This window comes from Gracilimonas sp., from assembly GCF_014762685.1.
Classification (GTDB): domain Bacteria; phylum Bacteroidota; class Rhodothermia; order Balneolales; family Balneolaceae; genus Gracilimonas.
Genome location: NZ_JABURM010000005.1, coordinates 756,388 through 779,880 on the forward strand (window position 1 = coordinate 756,388; position 23,493 = coordinate 779,880).

Annotated in this window: 19 protein-coding genes; 3 read left to right on the forward strand and 16 right to left on the reverse strand. The window is 42.9% G+C overall.

Annotated features, from left to right (window positions below):
- Positions 1–3: 3 nt before the first annotated feature.
- Positions 4–2,982, reverse strand: coding sequence for a DUF2723 domain-containing protein (locus HUJ22_RS03390; protein ID WP_290873830.1), 2,979 nt, complete (start codon positions 2,980–2,982; stop codon positions 4–6).
- Positions 2,983–3,160: 178 nt separating this feature from the next.
- Between HUJ22_RS03390 and HUJ22_RS03395 the strand changes: the two genes are divergently transcribed.
- Positions 3,161–4,675 (forward strand): sodium-dependent transporter, encoded by a 1,515-nt coding sequence (locus tag HUJ22_RS03395; protein WP_290873833.1) that lies wholly within the window; start codon positions 3,161–3,163, stop codon positions 4,673–4,675.
- A 211-nt stretch (positions 4,676–4,886) separates the two neighbouring features.
- Here the strand turns inward: HUJ22_RS03395 and HUJ22_RS03400 are convergent, their stop codons facing one another.
- The 11 genes from HUJ22_RS03400 to HUJ22_RS03450 all read right to left on the reverse strand — a co-directional run bounded on the left by HUJ22_RS03400 (position 4,887) and on the right by HUJ22_RS03450 (position 13,756).
- Entirely contained in the window at positions 4,887–5,465 is a 579-nt protein-coding gene (locus HUJ22_RS03400; protein ID WP_290873838.1) for a YdeI family protein, read from the reverse strand.
- Complete coding sequence (locus HUJ22_RS03405; RefSeq protein WP_290873841.1) at positions 5,455–5,856, reverse strand: DoxX family protein; 402 nt, start codon at positions 5,854–5,856, stop codon at positions 5,455–5,457. The genes HUJ22_RS03400 and HUJ22_RS03405 overlap by 11 nt, the downstream gene beginning before the upstream one ends.
- Positions 5,857–6,075: 219 nt before the next feature.
- Entirely contained in the window at positions 6,076–7,062 is a 987-nt protein-coding gene (locus HUJ22_RS03410; protein ID WP_290873844.1) for an alpha/beta fold hydrolase, read from the reverse strand.
- A gap of 218 nt (positions 7,063–7,280) precedes the next feature.
- Entirely contained in the window at positions 7,281–7,610 is a 330-nt protein-coding gene (locus tag HUJ22_RS03415) for a hypothetical protein (protein WP_290873849.1), read from the reverse strand.
- A gap of 310 nt (positions 7,611–7,920) precedes the next feature.
- Entirely contained in the window at positions 7,921–9,054 is a 1,134-nt protein-coding gene (locus tag HUJ22_RS03420; RefSeq protein WP_290873854.1) for a hypothetical protein, read from the reverse strand.
- A complete protein-coding gene (locus HUJ22_RS03425) occupies positions 9,041–10,153 on the reverse strand; it encodes a DUF3419 family protein (RefSeq protein ID WP_290873861.1) in 1,113 nt (370 codons plus the stop codon). Before HUJ22_RS03425 ends, HUJ22_RS03420 begins: the two co-directional genes overlap by 14 nt.
- A 465-nt stretch (positions 10,154–10,618) precedes the next feature.
- The gene (locus tag HUJ22_RS03430) at positions 10,619–11,497 is read right to left on the reverse strand and encodes an alpha/beta hydrolase-fold protein (RefSeq protein ID WP_290873864.1); all 879 of its coding nucleotides are present in this window, start codon (positions 11,495–11,497) and stop codon (positions 10,619–10,621) included.
- Between the two features lie 202 nt (positions 11,498–11,699).
- Positions 11,700–12,191 carry a hypothetical protein gene (locus tag HUJ22_RS03435; protein ID WP_290873871.1) on the reverse strand — a complete coding sequence of 164 codons (492 nt, stop codon included), beginning with the start codon at positions 12,189–12,191 and terminating at the stop codon, positions 11,700–11,702.
- A 107-nt stretch (positions 12,192–12,298) separates the two neighbouring features.
- Positions 12,299–12,793 (reverse strand): hypothetical protein, encoded by a 495-nt coding sequence (locus HUJ22_RS03440; protein WP_290873874.1) that lies wholly within the window; start codon positions 12,791–12,793, stop codon positions 12,299–12,301.
- A 159-nt stretch (positions 12,794–12,952) separates the two neighbouring features.
- On the reverse strand, positions 12,953–13,180 hold the full coding sequence (locus tag HUJ22_RS03445; RefSeq protein ID WP_290873876.1) for a hypothetical protein: 228 nt from the start codon (positions 13,178–13,180) through the stop codon (positions 12,953–12,955).
- A 102-nt stretch (positions 13,181–13,282) separates the two neighbouring features.
- Positions 13,283–13,756: a hypothetical protein gene (locus tag HUJ22_RS03450; protein ID WP_290873880.1), complete on the reverse strand. Its 474-nt coding sequence runs from the start codon at positions 13,754–13,756 to the stop codon at positions 13,283–13,285.
- Between the two features lie 244 nt (positions 13,757–14,000).
- Between HUJ22_RS03450 and HUJ22_RS03455 the strand changes: the two genes are divergently transcribed.
- Positions 14,001–14,963, forward strand: coding sequence for an integron integrase (locus HUJ22_RS03455; protein WP_290873885.1), 963 nt, complete (start codon positions 14,001–14,003; stop codon positions 14,961–14,963).
- Positions 14,964–15,603: 640 nt separating this feature from the next.
- Here the strand turns inward: HUJ22_RS03455 and HUJ22_RS03460 are convergent.
- Complete coding sequence (locus HUJ22_RS03460) at positions 15,604–17,928, reverse strand: S9 family peptidase (protein WP_290873888.1); 2,325 nt, start codon at positions 17,926–17,928, stop codon at positions 15,604–15,606.
- Positions 17,929–18,110: 182 nt separating this feature from the next.
- Between HUJ22_RS03460 and HUJ22_RS03465 the strand changes: the two genes are divergently transcribed.
- The gene (locus HUJ22_RS03465) at positions 18,111–18,920 is read left to right on the forward strand and encodes a hypothetical protein (protein ID WP_290873894.1); all 810 of its coding nucleotides are present in this window, start codon (positions 18,111–18,113) and stop codon (positions 18,918–18,920) included.
- A gap of 169 nt (positions 18,921–19,089) precedes the next feature.
- On the opposite strand, the gene rlmD is transcribed toward HUJ22_RS03465, so the two are convergent.
- From rlmD to HUJ22_RS03480, 3 genes are read right to left on the reverse strand one after another with little or no spacing between them, the layout of a single operon-like run.
- Positions 19,090–20,499: a 23S rRNA (uracil(1939)-C(5))-methyltransferase RlmD gene (gene rlmD / locus HUJ22_RS03470; RefSeq protein WP_290873901.1), complete on the reverse strand. Its 1,410-nt coding sequence runs from the start codon at positions 20,497–20,499 to the stop codon at positions 19,090–19,092.
- Between the two features lie 3 nt (positions 20,500–20,502).
- Positions 20,503–21,051, reverse strand: coding sequence for a cyclic nucleotide-binding domain-containing protein (locus HUJ22_RS03475; RefSeq protein ID WP_290873904.1), 549 nt, complete (start codon positions 21,049–21,051; stop codon positions 20,503–20,505).
- 17 nt (positions 21,052–21,068) lie between these two features.
- Complete coding sequence (locus HUJ22_RS03480) at positions 21,069–23,417, reverse strand: BamA/TamA family outer membrane protein (protein WP_290873907.1); 2,349 nt, start codon at positions 23,415–23,417, stop codon at positions 21,069–21,071.
- Positions 23,418–23,493 lie beyond the last annotated feature (76 nt).

Here is a 23,493-nt window from a genome sequence, read left to right on the forward strand (position 1 = left end):
GAGTTAATTGAGTCCGTACCGGCCAATTTCATTTTCACTTTCTTCTTTAGTTGTGGGCATTGCAGGAAACTGCGGCCCCATTAATTCATTCACTTGCTCCGCAAGTTGAATGGCTTTTTCGTTGTTCTCGCCCTGAAAATACGCATATTGAGTAAGAGTCAGCGACTGACGAACGGTACGAACTTGAGTAAGATATTGTTGAGCTTCAGAGTTCAATTGGTTCAGTTGTTGACTTATTTCTCTTTGAAGACGGATATTTCCCTGGGCTTTCGCACTTTCAAACTCACTGTTAAGTCGGCTGAATTGCGTTTCAATTTCAGCAAACTTATTGAGGTTTCTGTCAAGGTCTTCAAGGAGTTCATCTTCAGTTGTACTTGCAAGCCTGATAGCATCTTCAGCTAAGCCGACTTGAGCATAACGAATTGAATAGAGTAGTTTAATGGAGTAATTTGTCTCATCCTCTCTAAAAGGGATTTTATCCTCGCCCCATTTCAACCAATATGCCGCACTGTCAATTTTTCCTTGTTCCCGATACTTCATAGCCAGAGACATGAAGCTGAAACGATAATTACTTAGCATCCTGCGGATATTTTCATCCAGGTATAAATCCGGATTATTCCATTCACGAAACTGGAAGTTTTCGAGGCGATCAGTAAATATTTCAGGATCAAGATAGCCATCACGGCCACCCCCAAAGTTTTTAGGAACTACCCGGTACGCTTTACCTTCGGTGCGAAAATAATTCTGTAAATTAAGCTGACTTTGCTCCGATACCGTATTTGCAAAATACACCGGACGCAGCCAGTTATTCGTTTGCAGGATATCCAGGATTAAGTGATCCTGAGTCTGAAGGTAATAGATTTTGTTGCCTTGTTGATCCTGACCATATAATCTGCCGTTCAGGTTCCAGCTTACAACTTCCTCTAACGAATCTACCGGCATTTCAAAATCAATTCCTTTTTTGAGAATTGGGAGGGAAGTGTCCGGTTTAACACCTATAGATTCTTTGTATGAACGGTCATTTGAGAATGCTTCCCTGAGCATTTCTTTATCCACCGGAATTTCCAGGGTCCGTGGTTGCCATTGACTGATTCCGGAAGTTACACGCTCAACTTCTTCGTCTGATAATGAAATAGGCAGCGGAGCTGATTCATGTGACCATTGATCTCGCAATTGCTTGATATACCAGTCTGTATTCAATAGACTTAGACAAACAATGCGAACATCGGTACGTACTCCTTCCACTTCCTGTAAATACCAAAGCGGGAAGGTATCATTGTCTCCGTTAGTGAAGAGGATAGAATTAGGAGCGGTTGATTCAAGCAAGTTTCGGGCATAATCGGGGGCTACATATCGATTGCTTCGGTCGTGGTCGTCCCAATTTTGATATCCCATCCAAACCGGAGAAGCAAGCAAACAGAAAGCAACGGCGACATATCCCAAAGTTTTATTATTGGCATAGCCTTTTATGAGTTCGACTAAGCTGGTGACCCCTAATCCGATCCAAATTGAGAAGGCAAAGAATGAACCCACATAGGCATAATCCCTCTCACGCGGTTGATATGGAGTTTGGTTGAGGAACACGATAATAGCCAACCCCGTGACGATAAAGAGTGCCAGAATAGCGAGTGCGCGCTGCCAATCCGAATTGAAATGATAAATCATTCCAAAAAGCCCTAATAAAAAGGGAATAAAGAAATAAGCATTATTGGCTTTATTATCGGGGTAAACCGGTTCTTCGAATCCGGATCGCCAACCGGCATCTTGTATATCTGCCTCCCGGCCTATAAAGTTCCAGTTGAAATACCTTATATACATGTGGTTCACTTGATAATCCCAGAAATACGACCAGTCAGAGCTGTATTGAGCGTAATAATCCAAATGGTTAGGATCCGGAGAATATCTGCGCGGAAAAAGTTTTTCATTTTCCCGGTCTATTTGCTGAGTACTTCTGTCGAAGTTATTTCCTTTCAGAATCGGCGTGGCTCCATACTGCTCACGTTTTAGGTAACTGATAAATGCTTCAGCCGTTTCGGGGTCATTTTCATCAATGGGCGGGTCGGCTATGGAGCGTATCATAATAACCGAATAAGAAGAAAAACCGATTAAAATCATAGCATAACTGATGGCTATAATGTTTGCCAGGCGCATCTTCTTTTGGTGGGTGTAGTAAATAGCATATGCTACAGCCAGCATAAACAGGAAGAGAAAAGTGATGGGGCCGATCAATCCATAAGTCACATCATTCGCTCCATTCGCAATGGTTGGAATATTCTGTATAGTAAATGGATAAATAGCAAAGAAAGCGATAACTGAAACAAAGCCCATCAATAAAAAGGACTTCCATTCAAATTCTTTAAGTTTGAAGTATACAATAAGGGCTACAAAAAACAGGGCCAGTAAATTCAAGAGATGAACTCCAATAGCAATACCGAACATGTAGGCAATTAAAACAAGCCAACGCTCATTATACGGTTGGTCATAGTTTTCAGCCCATTTTAAAGCCATCCAAACTACAATAGCGGTAAAAAACATTGACATCGCATACACTTCAGCCTCAACCGCACTGAACCAAAACGTGTCGGTAACGGCAAAGGTAAGTGCTCCAATTAAGGCGCCTCCATACATCCCGATTTTATCCATCACATCCATATTGTCAGGATGCCCTTTCCATTCCCGAACCAGGCGGACGACAATCAGGTATAAAAACATGACGGTCAATGCAGAAGTAAGTGCACTGATAAAGTTGATACTGACGGCCACATAGCCTGCAGGCATAAACATGGAAAAAACCCGGCCTACCAGCGAGTAGAAAGGAGCTCCCGGAGGATGGTTTACTTGCAAGCCATGGGCAACAGCGATGAACTCACCGGAATCCCAGAAGCTGGCCGTGGGGGCAAGGGTCAGGGTATAAATGATGAGAGAAGCAAAAAAAGCTAAGAGAGCGAGATACTTGTTGGTTGTTTTGTGATCTGAAAACATGAAAAAATTTGTTAGCGGCTCAAAAAGGTTTGGATATTCTTTGAATATATTATAAGATTGGCCCGCAATGATAAGCACAGCCTTATACTAATCAAAATCTAAGATACAATAAGAATTTAAACTTCTCGCAGCAAAAACGGGAAAGTTTGTTTCATATTTCTTACCAAAACATTTCTTTATGTCAGCAAATACTAATGAACGGTTTTCCTCAAAACTTGGATTAATATTAAGCGTACTGGGTATTGCTATCGGTACCGGTAACATTTGGCGTTTCCCCCGAATAGCAGCTCAAAATGGGGGTGAGGATGGAGCCGGTGCTTTTCTGTTTGCCTGGATATGCTTCCTGATTTTATGGTCAATCCCACTGATCATTGCAGAATACGGAATGGGACGAAATGGCCGGAAAGGTATAGTAGGTTCATTTGTAGCATTGATTGGTGAAAAGAAAGGATGGCTCGGCGGCTTTGTAGGATTTGTAGCTACTGCCATCATGTTTTACTACAGTGTGGTAGCCAGTTGGTGCCTGTATTATTTGATCACGAGCATCACTACGGCATTACCGGCCGATCTGCAACAGGCCAATGCCATTTGGGAAGGATTTCAGGGGTCAAATTGGCCGCTTGCGGGGCATGCTATTGTGATGTTTATAGGCGGTTTTATTGTTATTAAAGGTATTTCATCCATTGAGAAGGTAAATAAGGTATTGATTCCTTCATTACTATTGGTATTGATTGTATCTCTGTTTAAAGCTCTTTCCCTGGAAGGAAGCGGACTTGGGCTTGAGTATTTATTCACTCCGGATTGGTCAACCCTTAAGAAACCTCAAATTTGGCTGGAAGCATTAACACAAAATGCCTGGGATACCGGGGCAGCTTGGGGGCTGATTTTGACTTATGCTGCCTATATGCGGTCCACAGATGATGTCACTATCAGTGCTTTCCAAACCGGAATTGGCAATAATGTGGTTTCTCTGGTTGCTGCTATGATCATTTTTTCAACAGTGTTTGGTACATTGAGCCCAACAATGGGCAACAGTGAAATACTGGAAGTTATGAAAACGTCCGGCCCGGCTTCCACAGGTTTGACCTTTATATGGATGCCACAATTGTTTGCTAAAATGGGCGGCGGAGGGATTTTTGCCATCCTGTTCTTCCTTGGATTGACGTTCGCCGCGTTCAGCTCTTTGATTTCCATGATTGAATTGGCGGTTAAGGTATTTGTAGATATGGGAGCTGTACGGAAAAGAGCTACTATGATCATTTGTGGTGCCGGTTTTGGGTTCGGAATTCCATCGGCATTGAACCTGACTTTCTTCGCCAACCAGGATTTTGTTTGGGGAGTTGGACTTATGGTATCAGGTGCACTTATCTCTTATGCCGTTATTAAATACGGTACACAGAAATTTCGGGAAGACCTTATCAATACCGAGGAACGCTCCTCTACTTTAGGCAAATGGTGGGAGATTATAATCAAGTATGTAGTACCTATAGAAGTGGTAACCCTGCTTGGTTGGTGGATGTATTTGAGTGCCGCAGAATATGCGCCAGATACCTGGTATAATCCACTTAGTCCGTATTCAGTAGCTACCGTACTGCTGCAATGGGCCATGGCCCTGGGCTTAGTTTGGTTCTTCCGTAAGCGGTTGATGGGAAAGAAGGTAAAGTCTGATGATTTAGCAGAACCAGGGGAATAGGACTAAAACTAATATGAGAATCATTCATATTTTTTGGAAGCCTTTTCTTTTGGTAATTGACTGGTTATAAGAGGTATTCACTGTTCCCGGCTAAGAATTGTATTTGATTTGGAAAGTTGATCGGTTTTTTCCGGGATTTACTTCCGGTTTTGACTGGACCTTGTCTCATTTCGGGGATTCATGGCGGCTACTGTTTTAACTGTAAGAATGTTTAATCATGTAATCCCTTTCCATCTAAAATCTGTGGTATACATTTTTCAACCCTCCGCTCGCGGGTGGTGGATTTTTTGGCCCCGGAAAAATGAAGGAGGTACCCTCTTTGACGCCCCGGGGTTAGTTCCTCAAAAGCAGCTTTCAGATATGGGTTTTCATCCAGTTTTACCTGAAATTCTTCCGGGATGTCATATTCTGAAGTCTCTTTAAAATCGACTTCCAACCCGGCTTTTTCCACTTCAATCGCTTCCTGGATATAGGCCTGAATGACAGCAGCCATCTCATCAATTTGCTGTACGTTGGTAAACCGGATTTGGCGAGCTGACTGCACATTTTTAGTCTGCTGGATTAAAATATCCTCCGGATCTTTTAACAAAACGCCTTTGTGAAACAGAAGCGCGCAGTATTCTTTAAATCCATGGATTAGGACAATATTGTTCTTCTGGAAGGTATAACAAGGGCAACCCCATTTCAATTCTTCAGTGAGGTTACAATCGAGGGCAAGCGTTCTCAATTTTATAAATTCTTCCCTCCATTTTTCAGCTTTATCGAAAAACCAATCAACCTTAGGATTCATGCTGTTCCTTTTGATTAGAAAATGCAATTTTTCGATCAGCCGGCCTGAAATACCACGAAGTCACTGTCAGGATTAGCAATACCAATGAAGGAAGAGCTTCAGTAAACGGTTGATCCATCGTAATATGTGAAATTGCCGCTCCGGACATAGCAAAGAAGAAGCCTGCATACGCCCATTCCTTCACCAATGGAAATTTAGGAGCAAGCACGGCTATCACTCCCAAAATTTTCCATGCACCAAGTATGGACAAAAAATATAACGGGTAACCTAACTGAGTAATGATCTCAACATAGCCTCCTATTTGCAGCAATTGTTGCACACCACCTGCCAGCATTCCTAATGCAAGCCAGATGGTAGCAACCCAATAGATGACTTTATTCCTCTTCGTCATAATAAATTCTTTTAGTTTTGTGGTTATGTGATGTGCAGTTTTTGCTTATCACCCTTAGAATGATTGAAACTTCGGAATTTGGACATTCAAATTTAAATATTCAAATAGGAGGTTGCAGAATAACCGGTTTACAGGCTAAAACACTGTTTAGTTAATCAAGAATTGGCTGGGAAGGTCGGTTGCGCCCCGCCTTTAATGCGAGGGTTATACGCCACTTTATTATTGTCTCACATTTGCCGGCCACCTTCCTTTAAAAAAAGTATCAATAGCAGGAAAGACAAAATCGGGATTATCAGAAAAAGCTGGTTTACCTGCATTAGGAACCAGTAGCAGTTTACTGTCTGGTATAGAAGAAACCCAGGCGCGTTGTGCAGGAATCATCAGGGAGTCTTCTGCCCCATAAATAACCAAAAGTGGAGCATTAACGTGTTTCAGTTCGGTAGTAAAATCCCATCCATTGTAATATCGCGGAGCTAACTGAGCAGTAAATCGGTAGTAGTAATGAACTGCTTTGGGTGGGGCCTTACATGTAGTGCCCTCATAGGTTATCGTATCTCCTTTAGCTCTTGCCAGTTTTTTATTGATTTCTTCATACTCCCGGCATGTTTCCACGGGATCGGAAGCAGTACCGCTGAGTAGTTTTTGTAGCAACAGATTTGCACGGTTAGAAAGAGCAGTATCAGGTGAAGGGGGAGCCTGGGCTGTTTTCAAACTTCTTAACTTGAGTTCTTGTTGAAGGTCAGGCCCTGTTGCACCATGAAAAACTATGCGTTTAAGGTGATTGGGGTATTTTTTAGCGTATTCAGCTACTAAGACAGATCCAAAGGAATGAGTAACTACATTCATTTTTTCTAAACCAAAATGCTGCCGTACTGCTTCCAGATCTTCAACAAAATATTGAGGCTTTAATTTAGTGGTATCAGCCGGTAACTCTGATCGTCCGCCACCTCTTTGATCATAAAATATCAATACATAATTATGGGCTAATGGTTGGACAAATGGAAGAACAGAATGCATCCCGGCACCTGGCCCACCATGTATTACCACTATTGAGTCTTGACCACTTCCCATCACTTGATAGTATATGTTTGCTCCTTCTGCACCTGTTAGGTATCCTTTATCTAACAGTGGTATCGGTTCTTTATCATTGCACGTAATAACTAAGAGTGAAAGAATAGAAAATATGATTAGAGATTTATTTTTCAATTCCAACATCTATTCATATGGTTAAAAGATTAATTATTTCACTAATTTTTGAGTACTAATATTGGAATCGAATACGTACCTATTTTAATTATATGCCTATAACGTAACGACCCAGCGCATAACGGGCGCGGAGATTATGAGTTAATTAACGGCTAAATTTTCAAAACAAGCAACTCTGGAAATCAACGGCAACGTCCGCGTCCCAGTTGATGCGCTTGTTAAACATTCTTGTTCACGATATACCTTGTCGAAGTGCCTATTTTATTTGATCGAACTATTTCTAAAAATTCATTTATTGAAACTTCAACGAATTTGTCAGGTTGTTCACCAATCCACATAGCTTGAAACTCAATACCGTTTTTGGACTTCGAAAAAAGATCTTCTAACATTTTGGCGTAATCCTGTAAATATTCTGAATCAAAATCCCAGTATTCAGCATCCCAATCCGCTTGGTCAGTTAAGTAATAATGTAAATCTATATCCAGCCCTTTTAGATGTGATTTACCTTTAGGATCATCAATAAATTCTATTTTTGTAACAAGACTCATGAAGAATGTATAACACAATATTATACGAAAAAGCATATTCTCAGAAGGCATCGGATAATATCCTTAAATCCTTTTCAAACATGATAGTTCGCAGTTTCTATGATTTTATCCGTCTCGTTATTCGCATGATCCCGCCGGATAAAACCCCGAAGTAACTCCATTTAATATAGCAACTTACCGCTTAATTACAACGGGAACTCAAACCTTGAGAAGTTCCCGCATGAGAACGGATGCCTTTCGGCGGTGTGAGGCGGGGCACCCGGTGGGCACTCCGGAGCATTGCTCCGGAACGAGATAAAACGGTAGAGGATCATATTTGTATGGCATCGGCATAGATGTTCTTTTCGGGATGGAAATAGACTGGTACGTCGGACTGTAAAGGAGCGATAATAACATGTGAGCGAACCTCTTTGTATATAAAAGGTTGGATGGCCTCCGCTATGGATGAACCGGCTGCGTATCCTAAGATCACCGTTTGATATCCTTTGTTACGGCATTCGTGATAGATGGACCGGAGCAACGCTTCCATGATCTCCGGGTCTTGGTCCCGTACCGCATATTCAGCAATGGTTACATCCCGAAAAGCTTCTCCAGATCGTGGCAATGCAGGGCTTCCTAAAAGTCGAGCACTCAAATTATAAGCCATATGTATGGATCTCATCTTAACATCCCGAAACTGAATGCGGTTCTTTTTGAAGGCCGTCATATCCCAGGCCAAACAAGTACCAATGATCTCCTCACCCCGGGTCGCTACGTAATAATCCTCGATTGTTATTCCCGGCCTGTGATTGAGGTTATGCTGAAAAACAGCCTGGTTCATCTCAGGAGCTAATAATTGCCCTTTGAAGGCATTGGAAAGCAGGGGGATGATCTGTTCTGAATCAGCTATAGTCGCTTTGCGAACGGTAAATTTGCTGCTTGATCTCATTGGTTTAAGGGTGAAAAGAGTGGCCATCGTGATGGTCCCGATAGGTTTGGAACCAAGCACCCCAAGTTTAGCTAACTTTTCTGCCGGACGATTCCACGCCATCACATAGGCATACATGTATTTGACGTCTGGCCGTGTCTTTACTTTTCGTTGTACTCTTTTTTCCAGTTGCTGAAGAAAAATTTGTCCCGTGCCTTTCTGAGTTCCATGCATATTTCCCAGGTAAATGAAATCGGTTAGAACACCCGAAACATATCGCTTTTGATAGGAGGCGATAGCAAAACCGATAAGCTGTTCTTTACGGAAAAAGCCAAGAGGGACCATTTTGTAGGAAGTCAGTCTGGGTAGTACGAAAATATCTGGTGAACGGTCAAAATGAATGCTGAGGTCTCCGGACCTTACCGGAGTTTTTCGGGTGATCTCAAGAAGTTTTTCATTCCAGTCTTCAGATAGTTCCCGCACGGAGTAATCAGATTCATTATGTGGATCCTTAGGGTCAGGCTCATGCTTTTTCATGATCATTGAAATGGAAGGGGATTAATTGATAAAAGGGAAATCGGTCTTTTTGTAAAAGCATTTGACCCTCTGCTGCATCAAACCCTAATCTCTCTGGCAGGTTTAGATCTGTGACACGTGCAGAGTGTATATAACGGATCAGTCCTTTTGCATCAGAGCCGGACTTTCCAGCAATGCGTATCAAAAGGTCCGTGAAATCTTCTTTTGACAACCAATCACTTACATTGGAAAGAGCGAACTTGTTGTAGTAGCCAGGTTCCGACCGGTTTACACTTTCGGTGACAGACTCTTCTTTAAAGCGCAGTCTTTCTGCAGCCTCAGGAAGTCGAGTCTTTCCCTCAGGTCGCAGGTAGGATGGAAGCGACTCTTCAAAAAGCACCTGGTTAAAAAAGACAAACTGAAGCATCCAATTATGGCGTACGGGAGTTTTGGTACAGAAATCTCTAAATTGTTGATAAAATTTTAATCCCAGCTTATCATCTTGCCAATGAATCAGGCCCTGTTCCGAAATGCCCTTTTGTTTATAGAGCTTTGGATGAAACATGAGGTTGAACAGGTTTTTCAGCAATCCGGCTCTCAAGACTTCATCGAAATAGGCTTTTTGATCTTTGATGGAGGTGGTTTCAAACAGAACCAGCAGCTTTTTTCTTCCTCCAAGGAGCAACCGTCCCAAAGGAGAAAACCGCCGAATATAAGTTTCGTATTTCCCGAGATGAACCGGACCCAGTTTTAATATTTCAGGATGAGCCTTCCAAAAATCACGTTCTGAATTTGTGAGCTCCGGATCTATCTGTTTGAACCATGCGGCTCTTTCGGCTTCTTCAGCAGACATATAACCCAGGAATTTAGCAGCTGTCAAGGATGGCAAATGCTGGGCGGCCTTGAGTTTTAATTGGGAGAGATAGATTTGTGAAGGGGCAATATCAACGGCATCAATGACAACAGATGAATGGCTATTGACTAACAATTCCAGCGGAACCTCACCGGCACTGGCTATACATAAAACCCGATCATTTTCTGATAGATCAAGTGCTTCCAATTCGGTATTGGGGTCATCCTGTGATACACCAAAATCATAAATGAAGGGTCTGCTGAACATATATTGATTCTATTTTTTCAGAACACAAAATCGAATTCTGTATTTCCTTCCCCGCCAAAACCTCTGGATCTGCATTCCCCTAATGTACAGACTAACATTATACCACTAACGGTTCCTCCCAAATTAATTACTTTGATCATAAAGCTTTCAACTTTAAGGAATCACAAAGGCAACGCAGGGACTTACACATACTTTAAGTTAGTAATCCCTGTTAATCATATATGTAGTTGAAAAGTGAGTATCCGGGTAAGAAATTTTCTTGCATGAGAATAGGCAGTAATGCAGTTCTGTTCAAAAAAAAGGAGAGGGCAAGGTTGATATAACGGCCTACCGCATAAGCGGCGCAACGCCTCTCTTTGTTTTACAACATTCCGATATTCCTTGCTAAAAAGCAAAAACGCAACCCAGGGTTGAGTTGCGTCCGAGTTTATGCTCGTGTTATGCCTATTGAAACCTTTGGAATGGCTAATCTTGTTTTGCCAATAGCTTTTGGAGCCCATAATTAATTGCAACAGGCCACACGCCGTAGTGCTTCTTTTCTTCAAATACATGGTTAGAAACCTCCAAGCCATTGTAATTCCTTTTCCCCAAAATAGTCGCCATTCGCTCGTTCGCCTCAATAGTGGATTTGGATTCGCTACTGCCTACTGCAAAAACAATTTTTGCATTTAAGTCGTCATTATTTTCTGCATATGCCTCTTCATATTCAAAAGCTATGCCGTTGTGAAACCATTCAAAGGGCCCTGAAACAAGCAAGTATTTGTTAAATAATTCAGGCTCCTCAAATAACATGTATGCGCCGAAATGGGCGCCTCCCGACCAGCCCATATACATGTGATCATCTGTCGTTTTATAATTTTCCCTGATATAAACCGTCAATTCATCTTTTATAAAAGAAAGGAACGCTTGGGCACCGCCCCATTCAATATCATTAGCCCAAGATGGCCAGCCGCCGGGGACTTGCGGATCGGAAACCGTAGAGAAATCACGGGAACGTATTTGCATTATTTTTCCAAATCCCTGACTGCCTGGATAACCGATTCCAACCAGAATAACAGGAGGAATAGTACCATCTATAGCATGTGCCCGCGCGGATTCAACCGCTGAACTGAACGCAAACCTGGGATCTGTCATAAAAACAACTGGATACTCCTTGCTTTGATCATATCGCTCAGGTAGAGCTATCGAAATTTTAAAAGTATCTTCAACAGCTTCAGAATAGAGTTGTGTGGTTTTGGTCCAAGGGATGGAGGCCTCACTTTGTGCTTTGGAATGAGAAGTAATAAATAGATGCAAAGAAATAGCAACTAATAATATTGATAGACTTTTAGGATGTATTTTCATTTATAAAGAAGAATGATTTATTGGTTGTTTACAGTAATATACAGCGCAGGTGAATTTTAAGACTACTTCTTGAAGTTACATAGGCATATAACGACCCGGCGTTTAAACGGCGCGGGGATTATGATTTTTTTGAAATAGCGAAATTAATTCTACAGAAACAAGGTTGATCGCACCCCGTCCGCGTCCGATTTAAAACGCCTTGTTATGCAGCAACTCTTTGTTGGGTTGTTAATGAATATATTATAAGCTTTGAAATTAATATAGCACTCCAAGCGGCTATTAAAACTAACGCAGCTAATTCAAAACCTTGGTTCCACGATGGAGGTAAACTTCCAGTAGGAATTACTGTTGAAATAAAGACAGTTAAGACTAAAGGAAGAGATAAAATGAACGAGGCAATAATATTTTGCTTGTCCATTTTATTGCTAAGGTCAAACCTGCTATTCAATTTTAAAAAGAGCCCAAAAATAATTGAATATGGAATAACGGATACAGCTGAAATAAAACCTCCAAAATATAAAGCCCCGACAACTCTAAATTCACTATAGCTGATTAATTCATCAAATGACTCACCCAAAATTAATGGATGAATTACTGTTAAAATGAAAACCCAACAAATAGCACCAAGTATAGCTGCTAATATTGCCCACGAGATAGATATTCCAATTGTAGATATGATTGACTTTTTATTCATGGTACTTGCTGCATAACGGCTCAGCGTTTAAGCGGCGAGCCGAGATGTTATAATTAAGGTTCCGAACCCTAACCGAGTCCGCTTAAAACGCCTTGTTATACATAGCCTTAACGTTTGATCGAATATATTGGAAATATAAAGGAGAAACTGCTTTTACTTATTTCATCAAATCCATCACCTAAAACTTTTATGTTATATCCATAAACAGCTTTCATACCAAAAAAACCAATCCCTATTTCAGGTCTTATATTAAATTCATTTTGATTGAAGTCAGTGTAGTTAATTATTGATAATCCCATAGCTACAGCAGATGATCCACCAGCAATCCATCCGCTTATTTTAGGTCCAATAATAAGTTTATTTCCAAAAACTACTTCACCAGAAAAAGCTAAATGACTTTCAGCCATATGATAACCAGCTGTTTTAAAATTACGGAATGACATGCCTAGATCTAAAATATGGCTCGAGCTATAGTTATATCCTAAATTTATATTTATGGTTTTAGATGTAGAATCAGAGCGAACAATTTCTTCAGCTTGAGCGAAAAGATTACTATTCGAAAAGAAAAAAACACAAATAATAAAGGATAGAAATCTAAACATTATTAACCGACTTGAGCTATGTATAACGACCCAGCGTTTAAACGGCGCGGGGATTATGATTTCTTTGAAGTAGTGAAATTAATACCACACAAATAAGTTCGATCGCACCCCGTCCGCGTCCGATTTAAAACGCCTTGTTATACTGCCACAGATTTTAAATTAGGATAAAAAGAAGTATTCATATAAGAGATAAAGACCTAGAATAAAGGTAAAAACTCCACCTAATAAACCGAGTACATTCAAACCACCTGAATCACGATCAGTTTCGGGACTTAACTTTTTTGATCGTCGATAGTCCGTCTCATACTTTCTTCTTTCTTGGAAACTATACCAAATCACAAAAGGTGTTATTAAAGTAGAAATTATTCCAAGAATGAGTTTTTCCATAGGCAGTATAACGGTTTGGCAAATAAGCGGCGCGGCTAAGTCCTTGAATGTATGCAACTAAACTAAAACGCGTCCGCTTAATTTGCTTGTTATAGTGCCGGGTTAAGCCCCATAATCATCATTTACGCAAGTTAGTTCTTTGTTTGATGTATCGATGAATTTAAGACTGTCACTATATGTCCAGGCTTTTTTGAATTCCGTAAAAGTTTCACCCGAGATAACTTGAGTATTGATGAGTAAAATGTACTGTTTAGTATGATCATCTTTATCTGTACATCTTGTTATGTATAGACAATTTTCGGGGCATTTGGTTTGAACACTCAATGTGTCAGTAAATTCATGAACTGCTTGATTTTGAACCCGTTTCAAAAATTTTTCTATTGCTAAAACAGCTAAACCATTTCTACATTCGCTCTGAGTAGGTGAAAGATATGAAAGTGCACCTCTGATTCCTTCCTGTTCAGTTTCAAAAACAGTTCCCCAGCAGTTATGAAAACTTTCTAAGTCAGTTTCTTGTGAAAATGCAGTTATTTGAAAAAGTAGCATAGTAAAAAAGGTCAGCAAAATTTTTTTCATGACTCAAATTGATTAAGCACTATAACATAATATTATACGAATAGGGTGGGTGTTAGGGCGAACAGAATAAAATCGCTCATATCCGCTTCTTTGGCCCTTTTTATTCGCATAATGTGATTTTTGGGATGTTATCCGAACAGCTGTTCGCCTATGGTGTTCGCATAAAATCCAATAAATTTTGTAAGGAATTGCTTCCTCATCGCTCTAACAAGATAATACCTTCGCTAATTAAATCAAGTACATCATGGCAAAATCAAAATTGTTAGAGCAGGTCAGGCAGGAAATTCGTCGCAGAAATTACAGCTATAAAACGGAGCAATCCTACACGAGCTGGATCGTGCGTTACGTTAAATATCATGGCACGGTTTACCCCAAAAAACTGAGAGATGCCGAGGTCGAGCAATACCTGAATCACTTGGCAAATGAAAAGAATGTAGCGGCCGGAACACAAAATCAGGCGCTGGCTGCTTTAGTGTTTTTATACAAAGAAGTATTGGGTAAAGAATCTCTGGATCTCAATAATCTAAAACGGGCCAAAAAACCCAAAAGACTGCCGGTCGTGCTATCGGTGGAGGAAACAGTCGCTCTGTTTGAGCACCTTAATGGTGTGGCGGCACTCATCTGTAAACTTCTGTACGGAAGCGGTCTCAGGATCTCTGAGTGTTTGAGGCTCCGTGTTCAGGACATTGATTTTGATTACGAGCAGCTTTGGGTGCGTTCCGGTAAGGGGATGAAGGACAGGGTGAGTTTATTGCCCCAAAAATGCATTCCTGTGCTTAAGGAACAGGTCAAAAAAGTGGAGAGGATGCATCAAAAAGATCTTGCTGCGGGATGTGGTAAAGCATTACTGCCTAAAGCACTTTCTGAAAAATACCCGGATGAAGACAAAGAACTCCGCTGGCAATACCTATTTCCCTCCAAAAAGATTTCCAAAGATCCAAGAAGTGGATTACAAAACCGTTATCATCTGTCTAACCGATATGTTCAGAAACGGATCAAGAAAGCCGCTAAGTCAGCAGGCATCAACAAAAAAGTAACCTGCCACACGCTCCGCCATTCCTTCGCCACGCACCTGCTCCAAAACGGCTACGACATCCGAACCGTCCAGGAACTTCTCGGTCACAAAAACCTAAAGACAACCATGATCTACACACACGTCATCAACAAAGGCGGCAACTACATCAAATCCCCCGTGGATGCCATTTGATGACTTGGTAAAGGAGGAAAATAAAATTTAGGAGTCATCCTGAGGGTTCCCCCGAAGGACCTACAAAAGTACGAAACGACATCACCCTGTGAAGATGCTTCGGAAGTATCCTCAGCATGACTTGATATAGATAAAGAAATAAAATTTAGGAGTCATCCTGAGGGTTCCCCCGAAGGACCTACAAAAGTACGAAACGACATCACCCTGTGAAGATGCTTCGGAAGTATCCTCAGCATGACTTGATATAGATAAAGAAATAAAATTTAGGAGTCATCCTGAGGGTTCCCCCGAAGGACCTACAAAAGTACGAAACGACATCACCCTGTGAAGATGCTTCGGAAGTATCCTCAGCATGACTTGATATAGATAAAGAAATAAAATTTAGGAGTCATCCTGAGGGTTCCCCCGAAGGACCTACAAAAGTACAAAACGACATCACCCTGTGAAGATGCTTCGGAAGTATCCTCAGCATGACCTACACAAGCAGTTATAGATCATCCATCGTAATTCGTCCATCAATCCCTCGAAAATCAACCAGAACCGGAAAGCCCTGCAAGGATCTAAAACACAACACCGGAAACAACTTCAACCCTAACACCTAACACCTTGCACCTAAAACCTAACACCTAACACCTAACACCTACTCCCCAAATTCAAACTCCTTAGGCGGCTCCACATCCTTCAGATGCCTCACAAAATAATCCCATCGTTTACGCATCATATAATCCTCGCCATAGTAACCATGCCCGCGATTTGGAAACATGATCATATCAAAATCCTTATTGGCTTCAATCAATGCATTGACCACCAGAAGTGTATTGTAAGGAGGGACGTTACTGTCCAGCGTACCATGCGTTATCAGTAGTTTTCCCTTCAGGTTTTCAGCCAGTAGCTGATTAGCCTGATTATCATAATTGGTAGCTTTACCTTCAGTATCCTCTTCAGAAGGAGTAACTTCCAACAGTCCTTGCCATTTCTCGCCCCAGGGATCGGCATAATTTCGGTTGTCATGATTTCCGGCTCCTGAAACAGCTACATCATAGAAATCAGGATAGGCTAACAGTGCGCGCGTAGAAGCAAAACCTCCCCCCGAATGCCCATAGATCCCAACCCGGCTGATATCCATCCAGCTGTGACGCTCACCCAGCTGTTCGATCATAGCGATCTGATCCGGAATGCCGTTATCACCCATATTACCATAGTAAAATTCATGAAAGGATTTAGAACGGCCCGGCGTACCCATGGCATCTACTTCAACCACGATGAAACCAAGTTCAGCCATTGCCTGCTTGTCGGAGCGGGAGGCGCGAAAGGAACGGCTGCCGACACTTCCCGACTGCGGACCCGGGTACAGGTAATTCAATACCGGATAGGATGCAGAGGAGTTGAAGTTGCTCGGTTTATACAACAGCCCGTAAAGATCTGTTTCCCCGTCGCGGGCCTTCACGGTAAAAGGGGTAGGGGCGACCCATCCTGCTTCTTGAAGTTTCGAGATATTGGCTTCCGAAAGCCCCAGTACCTCTTCACCGTTCATGTTACGAATGGTTGAGACCGGCGGTGTGGCGGGAGTGGAGTAGGTATCCACAAAATAGGCACCCGACTCGGAAAGGGTGATCTCATGGTTGGCCTTTTCAGGAGTGAGAAGGTTAAGTCCGCTTCCGTCAAAATTCACCCGGTAAAGATATTTGAAATAGGGATCTCCTTCTTCACGGCCCGAGCCGGTAAAATAAATGGTTCGATCCGATTCATCTACCCGCAGAACTTCCAGTACGGTCCAGTCTCCGGACGTAATTTGATTTTTGAGTGCTCCGCTTTGAAGGTCATATAGATATAAATGTCCCCAATCCGATCGTTGTGAGAACCAGATCACCTCATTGCTGTTTTTGAGTAGTCTCCAGCTGATGCCGTCAACACCGGATTCGAAAAAGGTATCGGTTTCTTCTTGCAGTACAGATCGGACTTGTCCGGTATTGGGATCGGCGGTTTGAAGATGGACATCCTGATGATCTCGTGAAACAGAGACAAAGGCAAGCGTATTGCTGTCTTCGCTCCATTCATTATCCAGGAAATTACCACCCCGGCCGGCCACATGGTCGGTAATGGTTGAACGCTGAGGATCGGCATCTTTTCTCAAACGAACTATGCTGGGAGTGGGCTCCAGGTTTATGACCACCCGGTGTAAGCGAAAGATCAAACTATCGCCGGGAAGGGGATACTTCCATGCTTGCAATTCCGGGTGCCCCACTTTCGTTGAGGCCAGGTACATTTCACCGACTCCCCGAGCATCCTGCTGAAAAGTTGAAATACGCTTGGAATCGGGCGACCATAACAGCACGGGGCTGTCTCGTTTTGTCCATCCGGCATTGTTGGTTGCATATCCGAAATCCTGTTGGCCGTCGGTGGTGAGCTGAGTCACGCGATTCGTTTCCAGATTCCGCATATACAAATTGTAGTCCCGGATAAACACTGCTTTTTTCCCATCCGGTGATATGGATTCATTCCTGTTTCTTTGCGGGTCTTCGTCTGTTAACAGCTCACACGTATCGGTATTTAGCGTGCAGCGATAGTCAGTACCCCGGACGTTGAAACGTATTGCACTCTTTTCATCTTCGTAACTAAAACTATTGAAGGGGAGACTGAGGGGAGATATATCTTCATCTGTGAGCTTAGAAAGTGCTTCCGCAATTTTTTCATGATCAAAAGCCCTTTCCTTCATCCCGGCCTCGGGATCGGCGATCATAAATTCAGTGCCATTGGAGAGGGAATGGCGGTAGATCAGGTTGCCGTCATCAAGCCAGTTTACTCCTGATATGGTTCCGTGAACCAGATCATTGGTATTGGAGGATAGAAAGCTTTCGGCGCGTTTGTAATCTTCTTCAGTAACTTGCTCTGAGTTAAAACTGCAGGCCGAGGTCATCACAAATAACAAAGTAAAAACAAGAAAAGTGGAATTCCGGAATTTCATATATAATAAATATTAATTAGAGCTATGCTGCGAATATAGAGAATGATTCGACTTCTTCAAGTAAAACTATGTCACCCGGAAAGAGAAGGCAGCAACCGCTGAGAACAAGCTCAACTCTCAACCCTCAACTCTCAACCCAAAACCACATTTCATCTAACCCCCTCAACCTCTACATTCAGGCAATGAAAATCCTCAAAGCCATCATCAACTTCTACATTCAAAGCAGCATGCACGTGGCCTTGGCAGTAACCGCTCTGGCAGTGGTATCTGTGATGCAATACGGATTTGTCCCCGAACCGGTCGTCCTGGCTTTTATCTTTTTTGGAACCATTGTTGGGTATAACTTCGTGAAATACGCCGGGGTATCGAATCAGCATAATCTGAAAATTACCCCCAACATCAACCTGATCCGTGGGTTTTCAGTGCTCTGCCTCATAGCCATGGGATATTTTGGGCTTAAGCTGCCGGTAAACGTGTTATTGGCAGCAGCCATTTTTGGCGGACTTACGCTCTTATATGCTTTACCGCTGTACAAAAGCCGGAACCTGAGAGGCTTATCAGGTGCTAAAATTTATATCATCGCGTTAGTTTGGGTAGGGGTTACCGTATTGCTTCCCCTGGAATATCACAACATGGCCTTCCGCCTAAAAATCTTATACCAATGCCTGGAAATATTCTTTTTTGTGATCGCTCTGACACTGCCTTTTGAAATCCGTGACCTGAAGTATGATGAAAAGGAACTGGGCACCATCCCCCAAAAATTAGGCATCCGAAAAACCAAATGGCTCGGAACGGCATTGTTAATACTCATGGCCGGATTGACATCAATGCAAACCTACGTTACAGATGCGTACCCCGTAATCAGCTATATAATAGCCGGCATAACACTCATCGCTGTTGGGGGAGCCAAAGAAAACCAAAACAAATACTACGCCTCACTCTGGGTAGAATCCATCCCCATCCTCTGGCTAATCCTATTGCTACTAGCTTAATAGATAGATTCGAATATTAAAGCTCGAAGCACATCCCCCAAATCGTCCATCGCAGTTCGATCCATTCCCGAATGCTCTGTTAGACTTATTCCTTGGTAAAACACCACCCCAAAACTCAAAACCCACCACTAAATACTAACTACTAACTACTAACTACTAACTACCAATACTAACCCCTCAATCTCAACCTCGCCACCGCCTCAATATGATACGTCTGCGGAAACATATCCACAGGCTGAACTTCCTCCACATGATATACTTTGTTCAGCTCCTTCAAATCCCGCGCCATGGTAGAGCTGTTGCAGCTCACATACACAATCCGGGGCACCTTCAGTTCACAAAGCCGTTCTACCACATCGGGATGCATTCCGGCCCTCGGTGGGTCAGTGATAAGCACATTTGGAGCCCCGAATTCCTTCACTACATCATCTGTAAACACATCTTTCATATCCCCCTTGATGAAGGAAACATTATCCACCCGGTTTTCCTGTGCATTGAATTTGGCATTTTTAACAGCCACATCAACCAGCTCGATACCCACTACATGTTTAGCCGGTTGACTCATGAACAGGCTTAGCGTACCAACCCCGCAATACAGGTCATAGACAATATCTCCATCTTCCAGGGCAGCATAATTACGGGCTATTTCATATAGCTTCTCGGCTTGAGCCGTATTGGTTTGAAAGAAAGCATTGGGATGTATCTTGAAGGTGAAGTCACCGATTTTGTCCACAATAAACCCGGGACCATGAAGCACTTTTTCAAACCGGCCAATGGCGGTAGGGCTTTTAGTGTCGTTCACATTGTTGATGATAGTCGTGATAAAAGGAAATTCATCCAGCAAAGCATCCGCCAGTTTTTGCATCACGTCCTGATCATCTTGAAACGTCACCAGGTTGACCATAAAATCATCGGTGTGATGAGAATTGCGGATCATCACATGTCGCATAAAGCCTGAATTCTCAAAAGTATCGTAAGGGGTGATGCCGTGTTCGATGCAATATCCGCGCACAAAATCTAAAATTTCATACGACTCCGGCACTTGCAGGTGGCATTCTTGCAGGTTCAGGATTTTATCAAACCGTCCGGGAGCATGCAGGCCGGCCGCGAACGCGGAATCATCTACAAATTCATCCCGGTTAATTTCTTCTTCCGTCAGCCACCGCCGCGCACTGATGCTGTATTCCATCTTATTACGGTAATAGAATTCCTTATCTGCGCCAATCCCGGGGTTAACAATGGCTTCATCTAGCCCGCCGATCCGGCTTATGTGATCACGCACTTGCTGGGTTTTAAACTCGAGTTGCTTTTGGTAGGGGATATGCTGCCAGCTGCATCCGCCGCACACCTTGGCATGCCGGCATTTCGGCTCAATGCGGTGGGGGCTGGGTTCCAGGATTTCAAGCAGTTTAGCTTCCCGGTATTTTTTCTTTTTCTTGATGATCCGGACAAGCACCTTATCGCCCGGGGTAGTGCCGGGCACAAAAACAGCCAGCCCGTCAACTTTTCCTAAACCTTTCCCTTTAAATGCCGCATCTATGATTTCTAACTCTACTTCCTGACCTTTTTTTAGTGCCATAAATTAAACTGATTCCTCGGGGATATCCTCGTAATAGGTTTTAAATTGAATATTTAATGCAGTTTGTTCGTTTGATAACTCTGCCAATTTTTTTGCGGTGGTTTCAAGCTGCCGTAACGCGATGTTGGTGAGTGTCTGAAGGAATTTGACGGCTATTTGCGGATGACGGTCTCGCAATACTTCAAAATCCGGCTTAAAAAATCCCAGGAGATCACAATCAGTCAAGCAACGTGCTGAGGATTTGCGTCGAAGATTGTAGCCTATAGACAGTGCTCCAAAACTTTCCGGTGATTTCAGCTCAAATTCCGAAACAAGATCGCCGGACTCATCATCGTCCGGAGTGCCTATTGTGAGTTGTATGGTGCCGTCTTCAATAAAATACATGCCGGTGCCGGGATCATTTTTATAAAAAACATATTCCCCTTCTTTATAGCTCCTGCGGTGACATAGTTGTAAAAATTCATACCGTTCAGCCGGGTTCAGGTTTGCCAGGAACTTCGATTTGAATACGATGTTCGACTGATCTTTTAAGCGTTTTATTTTATCAAACATAACACCTGTTATTGAGGTTAAAAGGAGTGGCCGATACCAAAATTAAAATATACCTGCTTATTGTTTAACCAGCCAACTTGAAGGTCGTGCAGCCGGTAAGCAAAATCAAACCTGACTACCACATATTCCCAGTCCAGCCGGATGCCGGGGCCGCTGCTGACGGCAATTTGGTTATAAAAATTATCAAAGCGAAATCTTCCTTGCTCCAGCCTGTCCTGATTATTTTCATCCCTGAAGTCATTGCGCGGTCCGTACCAGATATTGCCGGCATCTGCAAAAAGTGCAGCATACCAGTTTGCTCCAAGGAAATCACGTATAAATGTGTGGCGCACTTCGGCAAAGGCGGCTAATTTAATTTCTCCGCCGGGGATGTTCAGGTTATCCGTAGAGATATCACCCGGTCCCAGTTGGAAGGGAGCCCAGCCGCGAATATCATTGCTGCCTCCTGCAAAAAACCTGCGATTAAGAGGGATAGAGGTCGAATTCCCATACGGCTGCGCAAATCCCCCATACAGCCTCCACGCGAAAACTCCCGTATTTGAAATAGGATAATACCGGCGATAATCTGCAGACAGTTTAATAAACCGGCTGTAACTCAGGCTGTTATCACTGAGCTTAAACAGGGAGGGAAGATTTCCTTCCAGGGTATTCGGGGTAGTTACATACCGGTCAATGAGATAGGGGATGTTTCCACCTACCGACACGGAATACTCACTGAAGTATCCCCGGTTCCGCTTTATAATATCCGTGTTTTGGCTTCTGAATGTGTACCGGACAATGGAAGAAACCTGCGGGTTGAAATCTTCAAGAATCCGCTGTAATTCAAAAGCATCTACAATAGTGCCGTCTTGCAGGGTATCGGTCCCAAATTCATTTCTAAGGTTCCTGATGTATGAATCGGAAGGGCTGGTATCCACTAAATCAAGTTCGATCAGGTCCAAAAAACTGGAGTAATTTGAGGTGTGATTTACTTCATATCTCATGTTGAAACCCACATCTGAGTTGATATCAAAAAGAAGCTGATCGGAGCGGCTGTATGAAAGCAGGTAACGGGTGATACCACTGGTGAAACCGGGACGGTTATCCAAAGCGGCGAACGGAAAATTTAAGCGAGGCACCGAATAGTCGGCCCGCAATTCATAGCTTCTGAACACCGAAGATTGGGTGGCGGTAGTGTCAATCTCTTCCAGTACGGTGGGGCTTACAAACTCGAAACTGGCATTTGCCCCGATAGTGAGGTTTTCCGCATTTCCAAATACATTGTTATTGTTGTAGTCAACCCCAAAACCGGTTCCGTATCCGTAACGCTTCATGCCAAATAATTCAGTAGAAATACTGTGTTTGGTCAGCGTTTGGAGGTCGAAGTAAGCGGGGATTTCATCCCTGGTGAAATCCGGCTGTGCTTGATTTTCGTTTTGGCTGAACCGCTGTATATAAAGCATCCCAAGATTCTGAAACTCATTTACCGTTTCCAAATACAAAGAATGGTTATAAATTTGTCCTGGTTTGAATAGGATTTGATCGTAAAGAAGCCGAAAAGCGGACTGGGTTCCGGGTTCTTTTTCCAGAAAAACGGTTTGCGTTGAATCAACGGTATGGGGCGGCCCGGAAAGGGTATCTTTTTGGGTATAATTTACCGGGGGCTCGGTGTCGCTTAGCCGAACCCGGACATCTCCAAACGTATAGGTTTTTCCGGGATATATTTGATAACGGATGTCAAGGGTGTTGGATTTTGTGGTATCATCTTTCACCAGGGCGATGACTGAGTCACGCTGCACGGAGGCATAACCATTGTTTTTTAAAAATGTAATGATACGCTGCTGTTCCGTGCTCAGGGCCTGCGAGCTGTATTGTCGATTTACGGTAAAAGTAGTGTCGTTAAGACGTCCCCGGGTTAAGGCTCCGTCGGCAAGAAAGTTAAATTTTCTTTGAGGATCACTGAAATCCGGCATCCCGCTGTACGACACCGTTCCTATTTGATATGCAGGGCCTTCCTCAATAATAAATGAAACCTCAATTTTATCCGTGCGGTATTCAACAATAGTAGTATCCACATTCACATCAAGATATCCGAGTGACTCGTAGTACAAGGCGATACGTTCCATATCGTTACCAACGGTTCCCCGATTCAGGTACGCCGGTTCTTCACCAAATCTACCGTTGGAAGTCTTCCAGATGAAATACCAGGGGGTGAAACGGGGAATTCCTAAAAATTCCCGGTTGGTACGGGTTCTTACCAGGGTAGTAAGGGATCGGTCTTTTATATTCTCATTTCCTGAAAACCGAATGCGCCGTACCACATCTTCGGTGTTGGCATTTTCTTGCACAGTTTGGGCATAAATCACTTCAGGATAAATAAAATCCATCCATGTAACCAAACATAGCAGGAAGGAAAATATAAGCAGTCGATGGGTTGATGTATGCAAAGTAATACAGAAAAGA